This window comes from Rothia sp. 27098_8_27 (assembly GCF_041432805.1).
Classification (GTDB): domain Bacteria; phylum Actinomycetota; class Actinomycetes; order Actinomycetales; family Micrococcaceae; genus Rothia; species Rothia mucilaginosa.
Genome location: NZ_JAPWAJ010000004.1, coordinates 153,001 through 169,855, shown reverse-complemented (window position 1 = coordinate 169,855; position 16,855 = coordinate 153,001). Strand labels below are relative to the sequence as shown.

The 16,855-nt window shown below is 59.1% G+C and carries 13 protein-coding genes; 4 read left to right on the top strand and 9 right to left on the bottom strand.

What is annotated here, in order from left to right; genetic code table 11:
* Positions 1–362: 362 nt before the first annotated feature.
* The 4 genes from O3675_RS06350 to O3675_RS06335 all read left to right on the top strand — a co-directional run bounded on the left by O3675_RS06350 (position 363) and on the right by O3675_RS06335 (position 4,449).
* Positions 363–1,433, top strand: a complete 1,071-nt coding sequence (locus O3675_RS06350; RefSeq protein WP_080975574.1) for a ThiF family adenylyltransferase — start codon at positions 363–365, stop codon at positions 1,431–1,433.
* On the top strand, positions 1,402–2,643 hold the full coding sequence (locus O3675_RS06345) for an MFS transporter (RefSeq protein ID WP_005504318.1): 1,242 nt from the start codon (positions 1,402–1,404) through the stop codon (positions 2,641–2,643). Before O3675_RS06350 ends, O3675_RS06345 begins: the two co-directional genes overlap by 32 nt.
* Before the next feature lie 241 nt (positions 2,644–2,884).
* On the top strand, positions 2,885–3,505 hold the full coding sequence (locus tag O3675_RS06340; protein ID WP_005507641.1) for a hypothetical protein: 621 nt from the start codon (positions 2,885–2,887) through the stop codon (positions 3,503–3,505).
* Positions 3,506–3,717: 212 nt separating this feature from the next.
* Complete coding sequence (locus O3675_RS06335) at positions 3,718–4,449, top strand: metal-dependent transcriptional regulator (protein WP_049349883.1); 732 nt, start codon at positions 3,718–3,720, stop codon at positions 4,447–4,449.
* Positions 4,450–4,639: 190 nt separating this feature from the next.
* Here the strand turns inward: O3675_RS06335 and O3675_RS06330 are convergent, their stop codons facing one another.
* The 9 genes from O3675_RS06330 to O3675_RS06290 all read right to left on the bottom strand — a co-directional run bounded on the left by O3675_RS06330 (position 4,640) and on the right by O3675_RS06290 (position 16,662).
* The gene (locus O3675_RS06330; RefSeq protein ID WP_371571590.1) at positions 4,640–5,524 is read right to left on the bottom strand and encodes a metal ABC transporter permease; all 885 of its coding nucleotides are present in this window, start codon (positions 5,522–5,524) and stop codon (positions 4,640–4,642) included.
* Positions 5,525–6,349, bottom strand: coding sequence for a metal ABC transporter ATP-binding protein (locus O3675_RS06325; protein ID WP_049349881.1), 825 nt, complete (start codon positions 6,347–6,349; stop codon positions 5,525–5,527).
* 194 nt (positions 6,350–6,543) lie between these two features.
* Positions 6,544–7,506, bottom strand: coding sequence for a metal ABC transporter substrate-binding protein (locus tag O3675_RS06320; RefSeq protein WP_049349880.1), 963 nt, complete (start codon positions 7,504–7,506; stop codon positions 6,544–6,546).
* 301 nt (positions 7,507–7,807) lie between these two features.
* The gene (locus tag O3675_RS06315; protein WP_371571588.1) at positions 7,808–8,608 is read right to left on the bottom strand and encodes an exodeoxyribonuclease III; all 801 of its coding nucleotides are present in this window, start codon (positions 8,606–8,608) and stop codon (positions 7,808–7,810) included.
* Between the two features lie 214 nt (positions 8,609–8,822).
* Entirely contained in the window at positions 8,823–9,632 is an 810-nt protein-coding gene (locus tag O3675_RS06310) for an S-layer homology domain-containing protein (protein WP_049349878.1), read from the bottom strand.
* Positions 9,633–10,121: 489 nt separating this feature from the next.
* A complete protein-coding gene (locus O3675_RS06305; RefSeq protein ID WP_049352717.1) occupies positions 10,122–11,450 on the bottom strand; it encodes a glycosyl hydrolase family 28-related protein in 1,329 nt (442 codons plus the stop codon).
* A gap of 403 nt (positions 11,451–11,853) precedes the next feature.
* Complete coding sequence (locus O3675_RS06300; RefSeq protein ID WP_049346245.1) at positions 11,854–13,200, bottom strand: glycosyl hydrolase family 28-related protein; 1,347 nt, start codon at positions 13,198–13,200, stop codon at positions 11,854–11,856.
* Between the two features lie 591 nt (positions 13,201–13,791).
* A complete protein-coding gene (locus O3675_RS06295) occupies positions 13,792–14,790 on the bottom strand; it encodes a bile acid:sodium symporter family protein (protein ID WP_371571585.1) in 999 nt (332 codons plus the stop codon).
* Positions 14,791–15,015: 225 nt separating this feature from the next.
* Entirely contained in the window at positions 15,016–16,662 is a 1,647-nt protein-coding gene (locus tag O3675_RS06290; protein ID WP_371571584.1) for a M48 family metalloprotease, read from the bottom strand.
* Positions 16,663–16,855 lie beyond the last annotated feature (193 nt).

Genomic DNA, 16,855 nt, shown 5'->3' with positions numbered 1-16,855 from the left:
TCATCCTAACCCTAATGTCAATACTCAAAATGAGGAAAGTTTTTCAACATGAGTTCATGCATATGACCCATATCTCCACTATGATTTAAGACACCAACAGATGTTGGGGGTTGAGCTGACTCGCTCAACCAAGATTCGATAGCCATAGATGACTATCTGTCGAAAGGAACACCAATGGAACTCGATATTCAGGATTTGATTACCTCATCCGAAGATGAGCTCAAGAGGGCTCATGGTGGTACCCGTCCTCCGGCACATCGTGTAGGCGGACAGTAAATAACCACCTCCAGAGGGGCTCGGTAATCTCAGTTACTCGAGCCCCTCTACGCATACAAACATCCAACAGATAGAAAGATGGAAAAATGTACCCAAAGCTTCGATTTGGTCACTCAATTATAAAAATTAAAAACAATAGATTCATTATTGGATCTATAACACAAGGCATATCAAACACAATTCATGACCCCTCGGGAAATTTTAAGAACCTGAATGAGATTTTAACAGGAGAATACACGATAGATGAGGTAGTTATAAAGACATCAGAAATTTTAGGATTAACTCCTAAAAATTCAAAGAAAATTATAGAATCACTCATAACGATGGGTCACATAGAAGATGGATCCTACCTTAAATCATCTACAAAATCTAATAGGTACTCAAGAAGTCGTGAATTCTTTTCTTGGATTGACACTTCAGGAAGTAGCGACCCTTTTCGGGTGCAAAATATTCTGTCCTCCTCGAAGATTGCAATTGTAGGTCTTGGAGGAATTGGTGGATCCGTGGCCATGAACTTAGCCTCTTCAGGAGTATCTCAAATACACATAGTTGATTTTGACAATGTTGAAGAGTCGAATCTCAATAGGCAAATTCTATACACAGAAAAAGACCTTGGGCTCAAAAAATCAACGGCTGCCATGAAAAATCTCCAAAAAATAAATTCAGAAATTCTTATTACATCCGAAGATAAGAAAATTACTTCCTCTGATGACCTCATTAAATATTTTAATGAATATGACCTAGTGTACCGTTGCGCTGACAGTCCAGACGATATACCATTTTGGTTCTCTGATGCTTCATTAAAATCTGGTAAGCCATGGATTGATGCAAGCTACAATGGCCCAATAATTAATTGTTGCATCTATGACCCAAAGGTTACAGGATGCTATAGATGCATCCGTGAAAGTAATCTACGAAATATGACTCGTCTAGGTTACGAGGAAGCTCATACAGATAAAGTCCCAGAGATAAATGCTGCAATATCTCCTATAGTCCTTATATCTGGATCACTTGCCGCATATGAAGGAATTAGGTATCTTGCCAAACTTAAGCCACAAAGTTTAGGTAAAGCAATACATCAAAATATGTTCGATTACAGTAATTCATACACAGTGGAGGTCCCCCATGAGTGTCAACACCGAGCTACTCAAGAATAGAGATTTTCGAAATACTCTCTTCGCCATTGGAGCCAACCAGCTCTCAGACTCGATGAGCTATATCACCACGCCCATCATTATTTTGGCGCTGACCGGCTCCCCCGAAGCTGCGAGCATCACCCTCTTCGTCGCGGGTGTTCTCGCCACCTGCGCCGGAGCAGTATCTGGAACGTGGGTCGACAGAATCGGCCCCTCAAAGTGCCTGGCGCTGTCCTGTATCGGTCAGTCACTGTCCTGGATAGCGATTCTTCTCTACCTCGTTTTCAACGTCACCAACATTTACGTTTTGGTGATCACGATTTCTCTCGCCGCCATCATTTCCACCTTCGACTACCCGAGCGAGCAGTCCATCATCACCCGCGTAGTCCCCAAGGAACATCTGGGGTACGCCTCCGGTATGGGCGAGACACGCGAGTCCACCGCTAACCTGCTGGGCGGCCCGGTCGCCGGCATCATTATCGGCTTCTCGACCGTGCTCATGACCGCAGTTCACGCAATCATCAACCTGCTGGCATTCATCGTCGCGCCCAAGAGCTACGGCGCTAGTCGACAGCCCGCGGAAGAGGAGGAGGGCGAGAAAACCAGCTTCTGGCAGGATTCAAAAGCCGGTTTCGAGTACATCCTGAAAAACAAGGTGCTGGTGTCCATTGCGTTCGTTTCAACACTTGCTAACTTTGGAACGGTCGGCATTCCGCTCACCTTCATCTACTACTACACCCTGGAGGGCGCACACCCGCTCTTCATCGGAATCTTTGCGAGCGCCTTCGGCGTGGGCGTGCTGCTCGGTTCGTTCCTGGTCGGCCCGCTGACCGAGAAGTTTGCGCTCGGCCCGCTCGGTATCACCTCCCTGGCCATCATGTCGGCCTGCTACCTGTTGCTGCCGGTGGTTCATTCGATGCTGTGGGCGGTGTGCCTGCTGATTGTGCTGGCGGGTATTGTGCTCCCCTCCTTCAATTCGAGCATCATTGCGTACATTAACGCATCCACCCCGGAGCACATGATCGGTCGCGTGCACTCGGTGCAGGGCATCCCGAACATGGCGCTCACCCCGCTGGCTGTTCTGCTGGCAGGCTTCCTCATTGTTGATTGGGGTATTACGTACACGGCACTGTTCTACGCGGTGTTCATTTTCCTGTCGCTGGTGGTGATGGTATTCCAGAAGCCGCTGCGTCAGCTGCCGCATATCTCGCAGGTAACGAACGCACAGTAGTTCCGCGGTAGCCCCATCTATCAACTCCACTCAACGCCCCCGAAAGCGAATAATTCAACGTGCACTTGCATGAAAATTATTTTCCTTTCGGGGGTGTTCTACGTCCTTTCGAGGATTTCTGCACACAGTGCATACTCACGATAATTCCCCTTATCAATGCGCATTTTTAGGGGTTTAAATGTTGCCGGCATTACGGCGAACCTTACGCCGCTTGTTGAAGGTTTTACGGCATAATAGGAAGGTGTTCGTTCTAACCTTTATTCAACGTTCCGCACAGCACTCACTCACTGCACTGTCGGACGAACTCGCAAAGCTCAACCCGCGTGTTGCCTTCGCCCAGACATACCCTGACGAAATTCAGGGTGCCTTCGACCGCGCCAGCGACGCACTCCACGCGGCGCTCATTGCCGCGCGCGATAACGGCTTCTGGGTCGGCATCGGAATCGGCGAGCTCAACATCCCCCGATTCGCAGGCGCACTCGGCGCCGTCAGCACCACCGACTGCACCGGCGACGCCCTCGAATTCTCACGCCTCGCCGTCGAAGAAGCACAAGGAGGCGCACCCGTACGCTGCATCAGCGTCAGCGCCGACAACCGCCACCTCGCCGACCTCGCCGCAGGCTCCGCACGCCTGCTCTACCGCGTATGCGCCGACCGCACCGACGCCGAATGGCGCGTGGTCAACCTGCTCGTACCCGGCGTACGCGGCCAGCAGAAGGCCGCCGCAACCGCGCTCGGCATCACCACCCAGGCGGTCAGCCGCACCCTCGTCCGCTCCCTCTGGCATGAGGAGCAGGCGGCACGCGGTGCCCTCATCGAGCTGCTGACCCGTATTGACCGTTCGCGCCGCCGCGCCACCTAACCGCCGCCGCGCATCCCTCATTCTTTCGCGCTTGCCCACCTATAGTGCCTACCAGCCTTTCGTACCTGCCAGCGCGGAACCGAACACCTGATCCCGCCCGTGATGGTCGCCCCCTGCCAGGGGTGAACTATCCGGGCGGGACGCTTTTTAAACCCGCGCTGAATACCCTGCAGCTCGACGGGCAAAACCAGAGAAAAGGTAGACTTATCTTTATGCCTCTTTCAGAACTTTCCGTCAGCACCCAGAACTACCTCAAGGAAATCTGGAGCCTCGAAGAATGGACCAAAACCCCTGCCACCGCATCCGCCCTGGCAGAACGCATGGGCCTGCGCATTTCTTCGGTATCTGACGGCCTCAAGCGCCTCGCCGCCGCCGATCTGATCGAGCATCAGCCGTACGGCGCTATTGAGCTCACTGAAACCGGCCGCTCCTACGCGCTGGCAATGATCCGCCGCCACCGCCTCATTGAGACGTTCCTCGTGGAAACCCTCGGCTACACCTGGGACCGTGTGCACGACGAGGCGGAGGTTCTGGAGCACGCGGTATCCGACTTCATGGTGGACCGCATCGACACCCTGCTGGGGCACCCGACCCGCGACCCGCACGGCGACCCGATCCCGGATTCTTCGGGGCATATTAGTTTTCCGCAGACCGTGCCGCTGAGCCAGTGCGAACCCGGCGAAACAGTCGTGCTTGAACGCATTAACGATGACGACCCGCACCTGCTGCGTTACCTGCAGGGCCACGGTTTTGTGCCCGGCGTGCGCCTGCACATTGAGGAAGGTGCGCCCTTCTCGGAGGCGGTAAACGTGAGCGTGGTCGGTGCCGGTTCCGGTAACCTGCACGAGACGGATGCGGCCGGTGCGGTAAAGCCCGGCGGCACCATTATTCCGTTGGGGGCGGAGGCGACCGCCTTCCTGTTCGTCTCCCGCACGGTGCGCTAGATACAGGGCGCTAGATACAGGGCGGTAGAGGCGGACTTCTAGCCCGGCAATCCGGGCGGGTACGCGCCCCTAACCTTCAAAAGATAGCAATAGGCGGAAAGCCCCTCGGTGGGACTTTCCGCCTATTGCTGTCTGTGGTGAGTGTACTCAGTAAGCTTTCCCAAAGGGAGCTTTCACAGGGTGAGCTTTCTTAGGAAGCTACCGGCTCAGTTTTCGTTGCATCAGTGCTGAGTCGGCGGGCGCGCATCCTGCCCAGCAGACCGTAGCGCGGGGCGAACACGTACGCCAGGGCGAACAGTATGCCCTGCGTGACGACCACGGCACCACCGGGGGATACGTCCGCGTAGTAGCTGGCGTACAAGCCGGTCAGCGTGCCCACCAGGGAGACTCCCACGCTCACCGCGAGCATCGGCACGAACCGGTCAGTTATCAGGCGCGCGGTGGAGCCGGGGATGACGAGCATCGCCACGACCAGCACCACACCCACGATCTGCAGCGCCACCACGGAAGTCAGCGCCAGCATAATGAGCAGCAGCGCGCCGAGCAGACGCGGACGCAACCCCACCGCCTGCGCGAAGCCCGGGTCGAAGGCGTACAGCACAAAGTCGCGGCGCTTGACCAGCAGCACGGCGGCAACCACCACCGCGAGGATAGCGACCTGCCAGACGTCCGACCAGGACACACCCAGCACGTTACCGAAGAGAATATGGTTCAGGTCGGTATTCGACGGCGTAACCGAAATCAGCACCAGACCGAACGCGAACAAGGTCGTAAACACGATGCCGATCGCGGCATCCTCGCGCACGCGTCCGCTACGCCGCACCCCGCCGATGAGCGCCACCGCCACGAGCGCGGCAATGACCGCACCCACCGCGAAGGGCGCACCAAAAATGTAGGCGAGCACCACGCCGGGCAGCACCGCGTGCGAGATCGCATCGCCCATGAGCGACCAGCCGAGCAGCACGAGCCAGCAAGAGAGCAGGGCGCAGACGGCGGCGGCGATGACGGTGACCACGAATGCGCGGAGCATGAAGGGCAGGGTCAGCGGCTCCACCAGAAAGTTGAGGATGTCCATTTAGTTCTTCCCTTCCGCAGAGCTGATCGTAGTAGTGCCAGAGGTAGTAGCGCTGGAGGCGGCAGTCGGCGCGCCGGCGTCCACTTCCATGCCGAAGGCACGCACCAGGTTCTCGGGGGCGAGCACCTTCTCGGGGGTGTCGTGCATCAGAATATCGCCGCGTAGCAGTAGTGCCTCGTCGGCGAACTGGCGCAGGCTCGCCAAGTCGTGCGTGGAAACCAGCACGGTCGCGCCCTCGTCACGCAACTGTTCGATGACCTGAATGAGCATCGCTTCGCTGCGCTTGTCCACGCCGGCGAAAGGCTCATCCAGCAGCAGCAGCTGGGCGCCCTGAGCGATAGCGCGTGCCACGAAGGCGCGCTTACGCTGACCGCCCGAAAGCGCCCCAATCTGACGGTCGGCAAGGTCGGTCAGTTCCACGCGGGCGAGCGCCTCATCCACGGCGGCACGGTCTGCGGCACGCAGGCGGCGGGTGATGCCGAGGTTGCGGTAACGGCCCATGCTGACGACCTCACGCACGGAGATGGGGAAGGTCCAGTCGATTTCTTCGCTCTGCGGCACGTAGCTGACGAGTCCGGCGCGGTGGTGGTGCGCGTTCTTGCCGCGGCTGCCACGGTTACCGCCGACGGGCTGCCCGTCGAGGGTGATGCTGCCGGCGTGCATGGGCACGACCCCCATGATGGCTTTGAAGAGGGTGGATTTGCCGGAGCCGTTCATACCGATCAGGCCGCAGATACGCCCGGTGTCCAGGGTGAAGGATGCGCCGGTGAGGGCGCGGACTGGCCCGTAGTTCACGTGCACATTTTCGCAGCTGAGAAGTGACATTCGGTGGCTCTTTCGGGGTTTCTTCGGTGTGTTGATGAGTTGCTTGTGTGAGCGAGTGTTAACGGCGTGGGAGGAGCGGAGCCATGAAGGCGACCGCCCCTCCTATCCTATCGGGGGTTTGGGGTTTACCCGGGGTTTTCGATGCCGGGTTTGACCCTGGTTTAGCCCGGGTTTATTCGGGCTTTATGCCGAGTTTAGGAGTTGCCCTTGAGGCCCGCAACGATGGTGCGTGCGTCGTAGCGAATCATGTCCAGGTAGGTGGGCACGGGGCCGTTCGCCTCGGAGAGCGAGTCTACGTAGAGCACGCCGCCGAATCGTGCGCCGGTGGCGTCTGCGACCTGGCGCATCGGGTTGTCAGAGACGGTGGATTCGCAGAACACGGCGGGCACCTGGTTCTCGCGCACGTAGTCGATCGCGGAGGAAATCTGCGAGGGGGTCGCCTGCTGTTCGGAGTTGACCGCCCAAATGTACTTTTCCTTCAGGCCCGCGTCTGCCGCCAGGTAGGAGAAGGCACCTTCGCAGGTGACCAGTGCGCGCTGGTTCTCGGGCAGGGTGGAGATTTCCTTGACGAGCTCGTCACGCACGCCCTGCAGCTGCTTCTTGTAGGCTTCACCGCGGGTCTTGTAGTCGGCGGCGTGGCCCGGGTCGAGGGCGCTAAATTCGCGAATCATCACGTCCACGTACTTTTGCACGTTGCTGGGGCTCATCCAGGCGTGGGGGTTGGGCTTGCCCGCGTAGGCGTCCTCGGTAATGGAGATGGGCGTGACCCCCTCGGAGACGGTCACGTGCTTAGCGTGGGATTCTTCAACGAACTTCGCGAACCAGGATTCGAGGTTCAGGCCGTTGTCGAGCACCAGGTCGGCGGCGTGCGCCTTCTTCAGGTCGGAGGGGGTGGGCTCGTACTCGTGGATCTCTGCACCGGGCTTGGTGAGGGATTCGACGTTCAGGTCGTCGCCTGCCACGTTGCGGGCGATGTCTGCGAGCACGGTGAAGGTGGTGAGCACGGTCTTCTTACCGCTGCTGCTCTTAGCGCCTTCGGTGGTGCTGGAGGTGCTACCGCAGCCGGTGAGCACGAGTAGCAGGGTGAGTGCGAGGGCGGCGCAGAGCGCCTGGACGAGGCGGCGTGCGTTGCTACCTGCGGGGGTGAAAGCGTTCATGAGGCATCCTTCATTGGAAGTCACGGGTTTGAGTATGTGGTTGATGTGTGGAATTTGCCGCGCCGGGACGCTAGGGACACGGTGTGTCTGCGCAGGCATCATAATGCGCTTTTGCCTGTCGTCCCGGGCGGAATTTAATAATAGTTCGGCTAGCCGAACTTTTCAACTAAGCCACACAGAAAACCTTGAAATATTGGCAGAAGCCCAGAGACAGAAGCACCGGCAGACACAGTAAGGAGGCGAGGGATCCCTCCCCCGCCTCCTTACTACACGCGGTTCTACGGCACGCTATGCGCTCGGATTAGTCGGCAATCTCAACCACGACCGGCGTGTGGTCGCTTGCGCCTTCACCGGCGCGTTCCACCTTATCGATCCAGGCACGTTCCACGCGTGCGGCAAGCGCGGGCGAGAACAGCTGGAAGTCAATGCGCATACCCTCATCCTTGGTGAAGCGGCCCGCCTGGTAGTCCCAGTAGGTGTACTCGCCCGGAGTGTGCGGGCGCACTACGTCCACCATGCCCTCTTCGAGTAGGGCGGCGAAGGCGCGGCGTTCGGGTGCGGAAACGTGAGTCATTTCGTTGCGCAGGAAGTAGTCAATATCCCACACGTCGGCGTCTTCGGGGGCGACGTTCCAGTCACCGACCAGGGCGAGCTGCGACTGCGGGTTAGCAGCCAGTTCGTTGTGCACGTTCTGACGCAGCGCCTCCATCCAGCGGAGCTTGTAGTCCATATGCGGGTCGGTCAGGCCGCGGCCGTTGGGCACGTAGAGGCTCCAGACGCGCACGCCGCCGCAGGTCGCACCGATCGCGCGCGCCTCCAGCACCTCGGGCTCGCCGGTCTTACCGAAGTGCGGCTGATTATCGAAGCCGCGCTGCACATCTTCGAGGCCAACTCGGGAGGCGATTGCCACGCCATTCCACTGATTCAGGCCGAAGTGCGCAACCTCGTAACCCATGAATTCGAAGAGGTCGAAGGGGAAGGTTTCGTCCTTGGTTTTGGTTTCTTGCAGGGCGAGCACGTCAACGTCGTGTTCGTCGAGCCAGTCTTCGACGCGGTTCTCACGGGCGCGGATTGAGTTGATGTTCCAGGTGGCAATCTTCATGCCTTCTAGCTTAGCGGGTGCAGAGCAGGCGCCCTTCATTGCACGGAGGCGATGGCGCGGCGGGCACGGGCGCTCGCAACCTGCCAGAACAGCACAGCACCCGGAACAGAGCACCGCCCGCCTGCGCAACCCATTGGGTAGCACCGGCGGGCGGTGAATATATACGCTAGTCAGCGCTGAATCTAGTTAGCACTGAATCTAGTCGGTATTACTCCTAGTCAACGGCGGGAGTGCCCACAACCTTCAGGCCCTTATCGCCGTACGCCTTGAGCATGTACAGGGCGTCAGAGAAGTACAGGGGGCTGGCGGGGTCCACCACGTCTGCTACACCATCGCCATTGCGGTCAACCTCAGGGTATGCACCCAGGGTGCGGGCTGCCCAGCGGTTTTCGGTCTTGAACTGTTCAGTCTTCTTGACTTCGGCACGTAGCGGACGGCGGATCTGGCGCAGGCGTGCGGCACCGTCGGGGCTACCTGCGGCGCGATAGAGGAACGCGGCGAGGGTGTGGCGGGTGGCGTAGTCGTCCGGGTGGAAGAGCCCGTCATCCCAGCCGGAGGTGATGCCCGCGTCCGCCGCCCAGATGTAGGCGGGGTAGTCCGGGTCGGTGGTTGCCACATCCTTGTAGGGGGAGGTCTTGGGCAGGTTCTTGACGGTCGGCGATCCCGCCATGCGGTAGAGCATGCGCACCAGCTGGCCGCGGGTGACGGTTGCGGTGCTGTGGCGGCGAGTGACGGTGTATTCTTCGCTGTCGAGGTAGCCGTGGCAGACCGCCCACACGCCGGGGGTGGCACTCATGGTGCCAAGGAAGTTGGCGACGCATTCTACGTAGCTGGGATCGTCCTTGGGCTGCTCTGTCTTGATGACGAGCTGCAGGTTCACTGCGGGTTCTGCAGCGTGGGCGGCAGGCTGTGCGCTCACCGCGGAGGTGACGGGTACGGCACCGAGAACGAGTGCGAGAGTGAGGGCGAAAGTGCGGCGTGCGCGGGGAGCGGGTGTGAGCGCTCGAGAGATTACCGGAAGCATGGATTTTTCCTTATGTAATTGTGGTTGGGAACCGGCCGGAAGGAACCGATTTTTGGGTCAACTGCGGGGTCGCCAAATGGAGCGAACAAGAGAAGGGGAAAGGAGTGCGTTGAGGAATAGTGAGAAGCGGCAATGAATAGGGGCTGACGTGCGGCAATATGCGGTTTTGGTGTGTACCAATGATGTGCGTGTTCCGCATGCTGTCGCATGGCTATGGCGGTGCACAGTGAATGGACTGTTTTACACCGCCATAGAAAGTTTAAAGTACATATTAATATTTTATTCAATATTTAATTGAGACTTTTATCAACTAAAAATTAAACATTGTTCTAAACGACAAAGCAGCTGCGAATGGTATGTATTCCATTCGCAGCTGCTTTGATTTTTAGCTGATATATAGCGGTATAACGCGCCCACTAGGGCACACGCGCCTCCCTCACGATTCACAGGAAAGTCCCGAACCGGTTCGGGCGTGTCTACTAGCCTCTGCTAGCCGCGCATCACGTTATAGGCTTCCTTGGTGAGCTGACCGGCGGGCGAGGTGGAGTGGCGCAGCTCCTCAACCTCAATGACCACGTTCGCGCCAATCTCGCCGGTGATGTACACGCGGCGGCCGAGCATATTACCATCGCCGATGCGGTCGTCCTTGGCGGTACCTTCAGTGATGCGCAGGTCGTAAATCTTGTTTTCAATGTAGAAGCCGTACAGGGAGGCGGGCTTCTCCGGCGGGTTGTAGGAGACGGGCGCGACCATGCGGGTACCGCGCGCGTTACGGCTGATGTACCAGTTGGCGGCCTCGTCGGCGCCTGCGGCACCGCTGACGGTGCCAGCCCAGCTGGAGCCTTCCGCTTCGCATCCGATGAAGACGTTGTGCGCCCACTCAACGATCCAGCCGTGACCCGCGTTGGAGCGTGCGGTGCAGCCGATGAACATGTTGCGTTCACCCTGCACAATCCAGCCTGCGCCGGCGTGGCGGGTGGCGGGCTCGTAGAGGGCGTACTTATTGCTGGTGCGGTGGTTGCTGTTGCTGGAGCAGTTCTCGAACTTAGCCTGCGCCGCGTACACCTCGATACCGGCGTAGGAGCCGCCGCTGAGGTTCGCTTCGGCAACGTCTACGCCGCGCAGCTTGTTGTCTGCCGCGCCGGAGTTCTGGCCTTCGTTGGGGCGGCGGGGGTGACCGGCGGGCTTGCCGAGCAGCAGGCCCTGGTTGAGGGTGCGGCGGATGGTCACGTCGTCAATTTTCATGCCCTGGTCGTCCAGGCCGAGCACGGCAACGCCGATGGCGGTGTCCCAGACTTCCACACCGGCGATAACGGGCACGATGTCCGGTTCGTTGAGCATGTCGCCGGTCAGGTGGGTGTGGAAGATGACGCCGGCGACGTTATTCAGCGGGGCGGTGTGCGCATCGAGCGGGTAGCTGCTGATGGGGGTGTTTGCGGCGTTGGTGCGGATGTGCAGGTTGCGTACGCCCATGCGCATGGGCTTGTTGGCGTTGTAGTTGCCGTAGACGGGGGTGGTGTAGCTGCCGACGTGGAACACGCCGGTGTATTCGATGTGGCCGTTGGTGGTGGTGGGGATGGCGCGGTCGGAGTGCGCGATGACGACGGTTGAGGAGCCGTAGCCGAAGATTTCGACGCGGTGCTTGATGTCGATGAAGGGGTAGGAGACGCGGTAGATGCCGCGGGGCAGTTCTACGGATCCGCCGCCGCGTGCGGCGACAGCGTCGACGGCTTTCTGGATGGCTGCGGTGGAGTCTTTGGCACCGGTGGGGTCTGCGCCGTAGTTGATGGCGTTGATGCTCATGGGCGTATCGGGCATGAGGGGCTCAATTCTTTCGATGGGTACCGCGTTCGGTGCTGAAGGCGGCGTGGTGAGTGAATTGAGTGAATACGGCTGTATGCGGTGAATACGGTGCTGCGTGGGTGCAGTGTTGAGTTTGCGTGGTGCGGTGTGTTGGGCGCATTTCTGCGGGTGTTTTGGCGTGTGCGGGTCTGTGCACCGGCAGACCTGCCTCCTGCTCAAGGGTACCGCATTGGGCGTGTGGAGGCGACGACCGGGCACTGTGATGCCTGCTCCCCTGCCCTGTTTTTCTAAGGTTTTTCGGCTGTTTTGTGGGCGGGTTAAACGCCGAGGGGCGGGGATTACTCCCCGCCCCTCAGACGTATGCGTTTTAAGACTTTGTGGTCACGAGCCTCAGCTCGCAGAGCTCAACCCGTGAGGGTTAGCCCATGAACACGCCGTTGCCGCGCTTCTCCAGCTGCTTCGGCGCGAAGGTCGCGTGGCGAATATGATCCACCTCGATGAGCACGTTATCGCCCATAGCACCGGTCACGTGAACACGGCGGCCGATCATGTTGTTCTCGCCAATACGGTCATCCTTCGCGGAAGCGGTAGTGATGTGCATATCGCGAATGTTGTTCTCAATGTAGAAACCGTACAGGGAAGCCTTCGCCCAGCTGTAAGGGTTGTGCGAGCGGGCAGCCACAAAACGGCTACCGCGTGCGTTACGGCCAATGTACCAGTTCGCCGCCTCGTCACCTCGGGCAGCGCCGGTAACAGCGTCCTGGAAGCTCGAAGACTCACCCAGGCAGCCAATGAACTGGTTGTTACCCCACTCCACGAGCCAGCCGTGACCGGCGTTCTCCTGGGCGGTGCAGCCAATGAACATGTTGCGGGTGCCCTGAATGAACCAGCCTGCACCCACGTGGCGGGTCTTCACCTCGTACAGGGCGTTCTTACCCTGGTTGCGCTTGTTGAACCAGCTGGTGGACGCCTCGAACTTGGACTGAGAAGTGTAAATCTCGATACCCGCGTAGGTGCCGAAGCTCATGTTTGCGTCAGAGACGTCAATCATGGAGAACTTGTTATCTGCCGCGCCGGGGGTGTCACCCTCGCGGGGGCGCAGCGGGTGGCCGACAGGCTTGCCGACCAGCAGGCCCTGGCGCAGGGTCTGGCGGATGCGCAGCTTGTCAATCTTCATGCCCTGGTCGTCCAGGCCCAGGATCGCAACGCCAATGGCGGTGTCCCAGATTTCGATGTTGGACAGGGTGGGAACTGCGTCCGGCTCACCGGGGTTAGCGTCCGCAATGCGGGTGTGGAAGATGACGCCTGCAACGTTGTCGACGGGCTGGGTGTGCTTCTCCAGGAAAATCTGGTTGCTCTTAGAATCCAGCGGCAGGTTGTATTTGTTGGTGCGGATGAACAGGTCACGCACGCCCATACGCATGGGCTTGTTCTGGTTGGTGCCACCGCTCATGGGGGTGGTGTAGCTACCGGTGTGGAAAACGCCGGTGCATTCGTAGCTACCGTTCTTGGTGGAGGGAATACCCTTGTCGGTGAAAGCGACGATTCGGGTTGCCTGACCGTGGCCGAAAATCTCGACGCGGTGCTTCATTTCGATGAAGGGGTAGGAGACGCGGTACATACCGCCGGGAATCTCCACGGAGCCGCCGCCCTGCGCAGCAACATCATCGATAGCCTTCTGGATAGCACTAGTGGAGTCTCGTACGCCGGTGGGGTCAGCGTTGTACTTGGAATCGCATACGTTCACGCTCATGATGGTAGCCATGGAGTGTCCTCTTTCTTGGCGGATACAGACAGCGATTAGCGCATAGATGGAATCTAAGCGCGTCATTAAGCTGAGTGTATCCAGTTGTGTTTGAGTGAATAAATGGTTTGAGCTTCCTGCCGGTTGAGTGAGTGAGGCTCTTCCGGTGTGGGATGCGGGCGGGGAGTGAATCCGCTGCATCAATGCTCATGGGCGGTGTGAGGGAGTGAATCTCAACCGTTCCCATATGTGAGTCATAAATTCTTGCATACAGGATGCAAATCTGTCTAACCCATCGACAAAACATTCTAGGGCAAAATCGGGGATTTTTCGCCGCTCAACACCCGATAGTGTTGATTGTCTCGCTGGTCACTTTGGTGCAATAGAGTGCAGATAACCCACAGAAAACCAACTGACCAGTACTAATGCCACATTTTGCACGCATATTCACTAGTCAGAGAGTTTTTCGATGAATGCGCGCTATATCACTTCATAGACAGGTCATCCAGACCCAAAGAACCCATTAAAACCCCTCATCAGAGGCTTATCTCACAGACTCAGAGGCCCCCAATAGCACCCGCCGGGCGGCCCGGCAGGCAGGTTTCAAACCCCCTACTGAACTTCCTTCGCGGAGGCGGCACCCACCACATCCAGGCGCGCATAGCGGCCCGCAAGCCAGGTACAAATCATCAACTGAACCTGATGGAAAATCATGATCGGCAGCATCATCAGACCCAGCGAGCCCGCACCAAAAATAATGATCGCCATCGGTAGGCCAGCCGCCAGCGACTTCTTCGAACCGCAGAACTGAATCGTAATGCGGTCGGCACGGTTGAAGCCCAGACGCTTAGCCAGCTGGTCAGTCAGCCACAGCATGAACACCACAATAATCGCCATGAGCACAACCAGCAGCACAATCTGCCACCACGCCACGCGCGTCCACACGCCCTGCACCACCGAGGCGGAAAACGCCGAATACACAATCATCATGACCGAGAACTTATCCAGCCACTTGGTCGTCGGCTTCTTGGCGAACTCCCCCACCCAGCGGCGCGTCAGCTGACCGAGCACAAACGGCAAAAACAGCTGAATGGCGATGTCCAGGAAGACCGTTCCAGAGAACTCAATATGGCCCGTGTTCATCAGCATCATGGCGAGCAGCGGGGTCGCCACCACGCCCACAATCGAAGAGAGCGAAGCGCTCACAATCGCCGCCGCCACGTTACCGCCCGCAATCGAGGTGAACGCAATCGACGCCTGCACGGTCGAGGGCACAAAGGTCAAGAACAGAATGCCCATGTACAGCCCATCACCGAGCACAAAACGCAGCGGTGAAAGCGCCAAACCGACCAGCGGGAACAGCACGAACGTGCAGCTGAGAATCATCAGGTGCAGACGCCAGTGGGTCAGGCCGCGAATAGCCTCCGCGGTGGAGAGGCGAGCGCCGTACAGGTAGAACAGCAGGGCGACCGCGAACTTCGTTCCGGTGCTGAACCAGTCGGCGAAGTCGCCGCGCGCCGGCACAATAATTGCGAGGATGACCGCGCTAATGAGCATGGTCAGCAGCGGGTCGAGTTTGATGGAGCGAAGTGATGAAAGCATGCTGTCCATTCTATGCCTGCGCCTGTGTGAACCTGCCGGGTTGCCGGGTGCATCTCAGCTGCAGGGCGGGGTGGCTGAAGGTTACGGGCGGCTGTAGCAACCGGCTACGAGCCTGTGAGGAGGCGGTTAACAACCGAACCCGCCGGAGCGCTTAGGCACCCCGACGGGTTCGTGAAGGTTATTGAGCTATGCGGCTCAGATGAGGCGCTTAGAGCGCACCCGGGCGGCTACTGGCTACTTCTTATCGCCGTCGAAGCCATAACCGTACGAGCCACCCTCAGAGGAGCCGCTACCGTACTGGCCGTAACCGTACTGCTCGGGAGCAGACTGACCATTAGAAGACTGACCGCTGGAAGGCTGGCCATTAGAGGGCTGCTCAGGTGCGGGCTGGCCTGCACCGTTCTGGGTTGCACTGTTCTGACCTGCGGCGGGCTGACCGAAACCGGGCTGCTGACCGTAGGCAGGCTGATTGGGTGCAGGCTGACCCGGTGCGGGCATCTGCGGGCCACCGGGAGCACCCGGTGCCGGCACGCCACCGGCGGCAGCGTACGCATCCCAACGCTGGCCGTGGAAGGCGCGAGCCTGCTCGGTGAGCCAGCCAGCGAACAGCGTAGAGTTCGCGTCGAACTTGGGGGCGTTCTCAGGCTTGGAGTACACGTCCACAGTTTCCAGGGTGTGGTCAGCCCAGGTGTCCTGGTGTTCACGCATGAACTCGGTGGACTGAATCGGGTCGGGCCACATGTGCACCGGCTCCGCCGCCGGGATCAGGACGGGAACGCGCAGTGCGGTGTCCTTGACCGGGTTCTCAGTCGGGCGCCAGAACAGGCGGCCGGGCTGGGTGCGGTCACGCAGCGCGTGCGCACGCCAGGTGAGAACCGGGTGGCTTGCCAGGAGGTTCACGTACCAGACGGCAAGGCCGCGGTCGGTGACGGCACGGTCGGCAAGCTCATCGAAGTTGACCTGCTTGTTCAGGTACTTACCTGCCGCAAGCACCTTGATAGCGCCCTCAGCGCCCTCGGGGCAGAAGCGGTAGCCGAAGTTGTCGGCGGTGTATTCCTGCGAGCGGGACAGCGCACTCGACAGCACCGGAATCTGGTTGAACAGCGTGGTGAAAATCAGACGGAAATAACCGACGTGACCTGCGGCGATGTGGCCCACCTCGTGGCCAATGATGAAGCGCAGCGCCTGCGGATCACGGGACTTACCGCCGATCTCGAACAGGTCAGAGTACAGGCAGATGTAGCGGCGGAAGCCGTGACCTGCCGCGAAAGCGTTCATGGTGCCGTTACCGAGGATGACGTACGCATCCGGCACGCGGCGCAGGCCTGCCGCCTCCGCTGCTTCGGCGAGCATCTGGTACGCCTCAGGGAACTGGGTCGGGGTGATGCGCACACCGCGAACACGCTGCTGTGCGTAGTAGATTGCACGAACAATGAAGATGGCAATCGGGCCCAGGATGAGCAGACCAACCGTCTGGAAAATCAGGTCTTCCAGGCTTGCGGAGGTGCTGCCGGAAGGTACTCGAACCGAGCCTTCACCGGTTGAGCTGAAGACGTAACGCATCATCGAGCTGAACAGGTCAGCCAGCGCCATGAACAGCACAATGTAGCCGACCGCGGTGACGGCGTAGGCGGCGACCAGCCACGGAATTTCGGAGGGGTGACGCAGCGCGTGCAGCACCTTCGGCGGCAGCATCGACTGGTAGGCGAAGAGCTTCGGCTGGGGCAGGGGGCTGACCGGCTTCTGGCGCTCGTCTTCGGGGAGCCAGCCGGCGGAGAGGTCCTGCGGGAGGGGCTCACCGGGGGCACGGAATGCCTGCTGGCCGGGCTGGGCGTTGAACTGCCCGCCGGGCTGCTGGTGGTTTTCAGGGGGTTGAGTCATGTCTCGTCCGCTTCGTATCGAGTGTTATCTGATTCCACTCTATCGTTTTTGGGCACTTACTAGTGAATGTGAATGCGCTTTTTCTCATAGAATGCCCATTCGCGACGCTACAGTACGCCACAGCATCGAAATGCACAGCGCCGGAATACACCGCATCGGAATACACAGCGCCGGGGCGCGCAGTGCAGAGACT

What these genes read in the sequence shown, in the direction of transcription:
- O3675_RS06290 (WP_371571584.1), bottom strand. Translation starts at nt 16,662, where the DNA reads ATGACTCAACCCCCTGAAAACCACCAGCAGCCCGGCGGGCAGTTCAAC.
- O3675_RS06320 (WP_049349880.1), bottom strand. Translation starts at nt 7,506, where the DNA reads ATGAACGCTTTCACCCCCGCAGGTAGCAACGCACGCCGCCTCGTCCAG.
- O3675_RS06330 (WP_371571590.1), bottom strand. Translation starts at nt 5,524, where the DNA reads ATGGACATCCTCAACTTTCTGGTGGAGCCGCTGACCCTGCCCTTCATG.
- O3675_RS06345 (WP_005504318.1), top strand. Translation starts at nt 1,402, where the DNA reads ATGAGTGTCAACACCGAGCTACTCAAGAATAGAGATTTTCGAAATACT.
- O3675_RS06315 (WP_371571588.1), bottom strand. Translation starts at nt 8,608, where the DNA reads ATGAAGATTGCCACCTGGAACATCAACTCAATCCGCGCCCGTGAGAAC.
- O3675_RS06310 (WP_049349878.1), bottom strand. Translation starts at nt 9,632, where the DNA reads ATGCTTCCGGTAATCTCTCGAGCGCTCACACCCGCTCCCCGCGCACGC.
- O3675_RS06335 (WP_049349883.1), top strand. Translation starts at nt 3,718, where the DNA reads ATGCCTCTTTCAGAACTTTCCGTCAGCACCCAGAACTACCTCAAGGAA.
- O3675_RS06305 (WP_049352717.1), bottom strand. Translation starts at nt 11,450, where the DNA reads ATGCCCGATACGCCCATGAGCATCAACGCCATCAACTACGGCGCAGAC.
- O3675_RS06350 (WP_080975574.1), top strand. Translation starts at nt 363, where the DNA reads ATGTACCCAAAGCTTCGATTTGGTCACTCAATTATAAAAATTAAAAAC.
- O3675_RS06295 (WP_371571585.1), bottom strand. Translation starts at nt 14,790, where the DNA reads ATGGACAGCATGCTTTCATCACTTCGCTCCATCAAACTCGACCCGCTG.
- O3675_RS06325 (WP_049349881.1), bottom strand. Translation starts at nt 6,349, where the DNA reads ATGTCACTTCTCAGCTGCGAAAATGTGCACGTGAACTACGGGCCAGTC.
- O3675_RS06300 (WP_049346245.1), bottom strand. Translation starts at nt 13,200, where the DNA reads ATGGCTACCATCATGAGCGTGAACGTATGCGATTCCAAGTACAACGCT.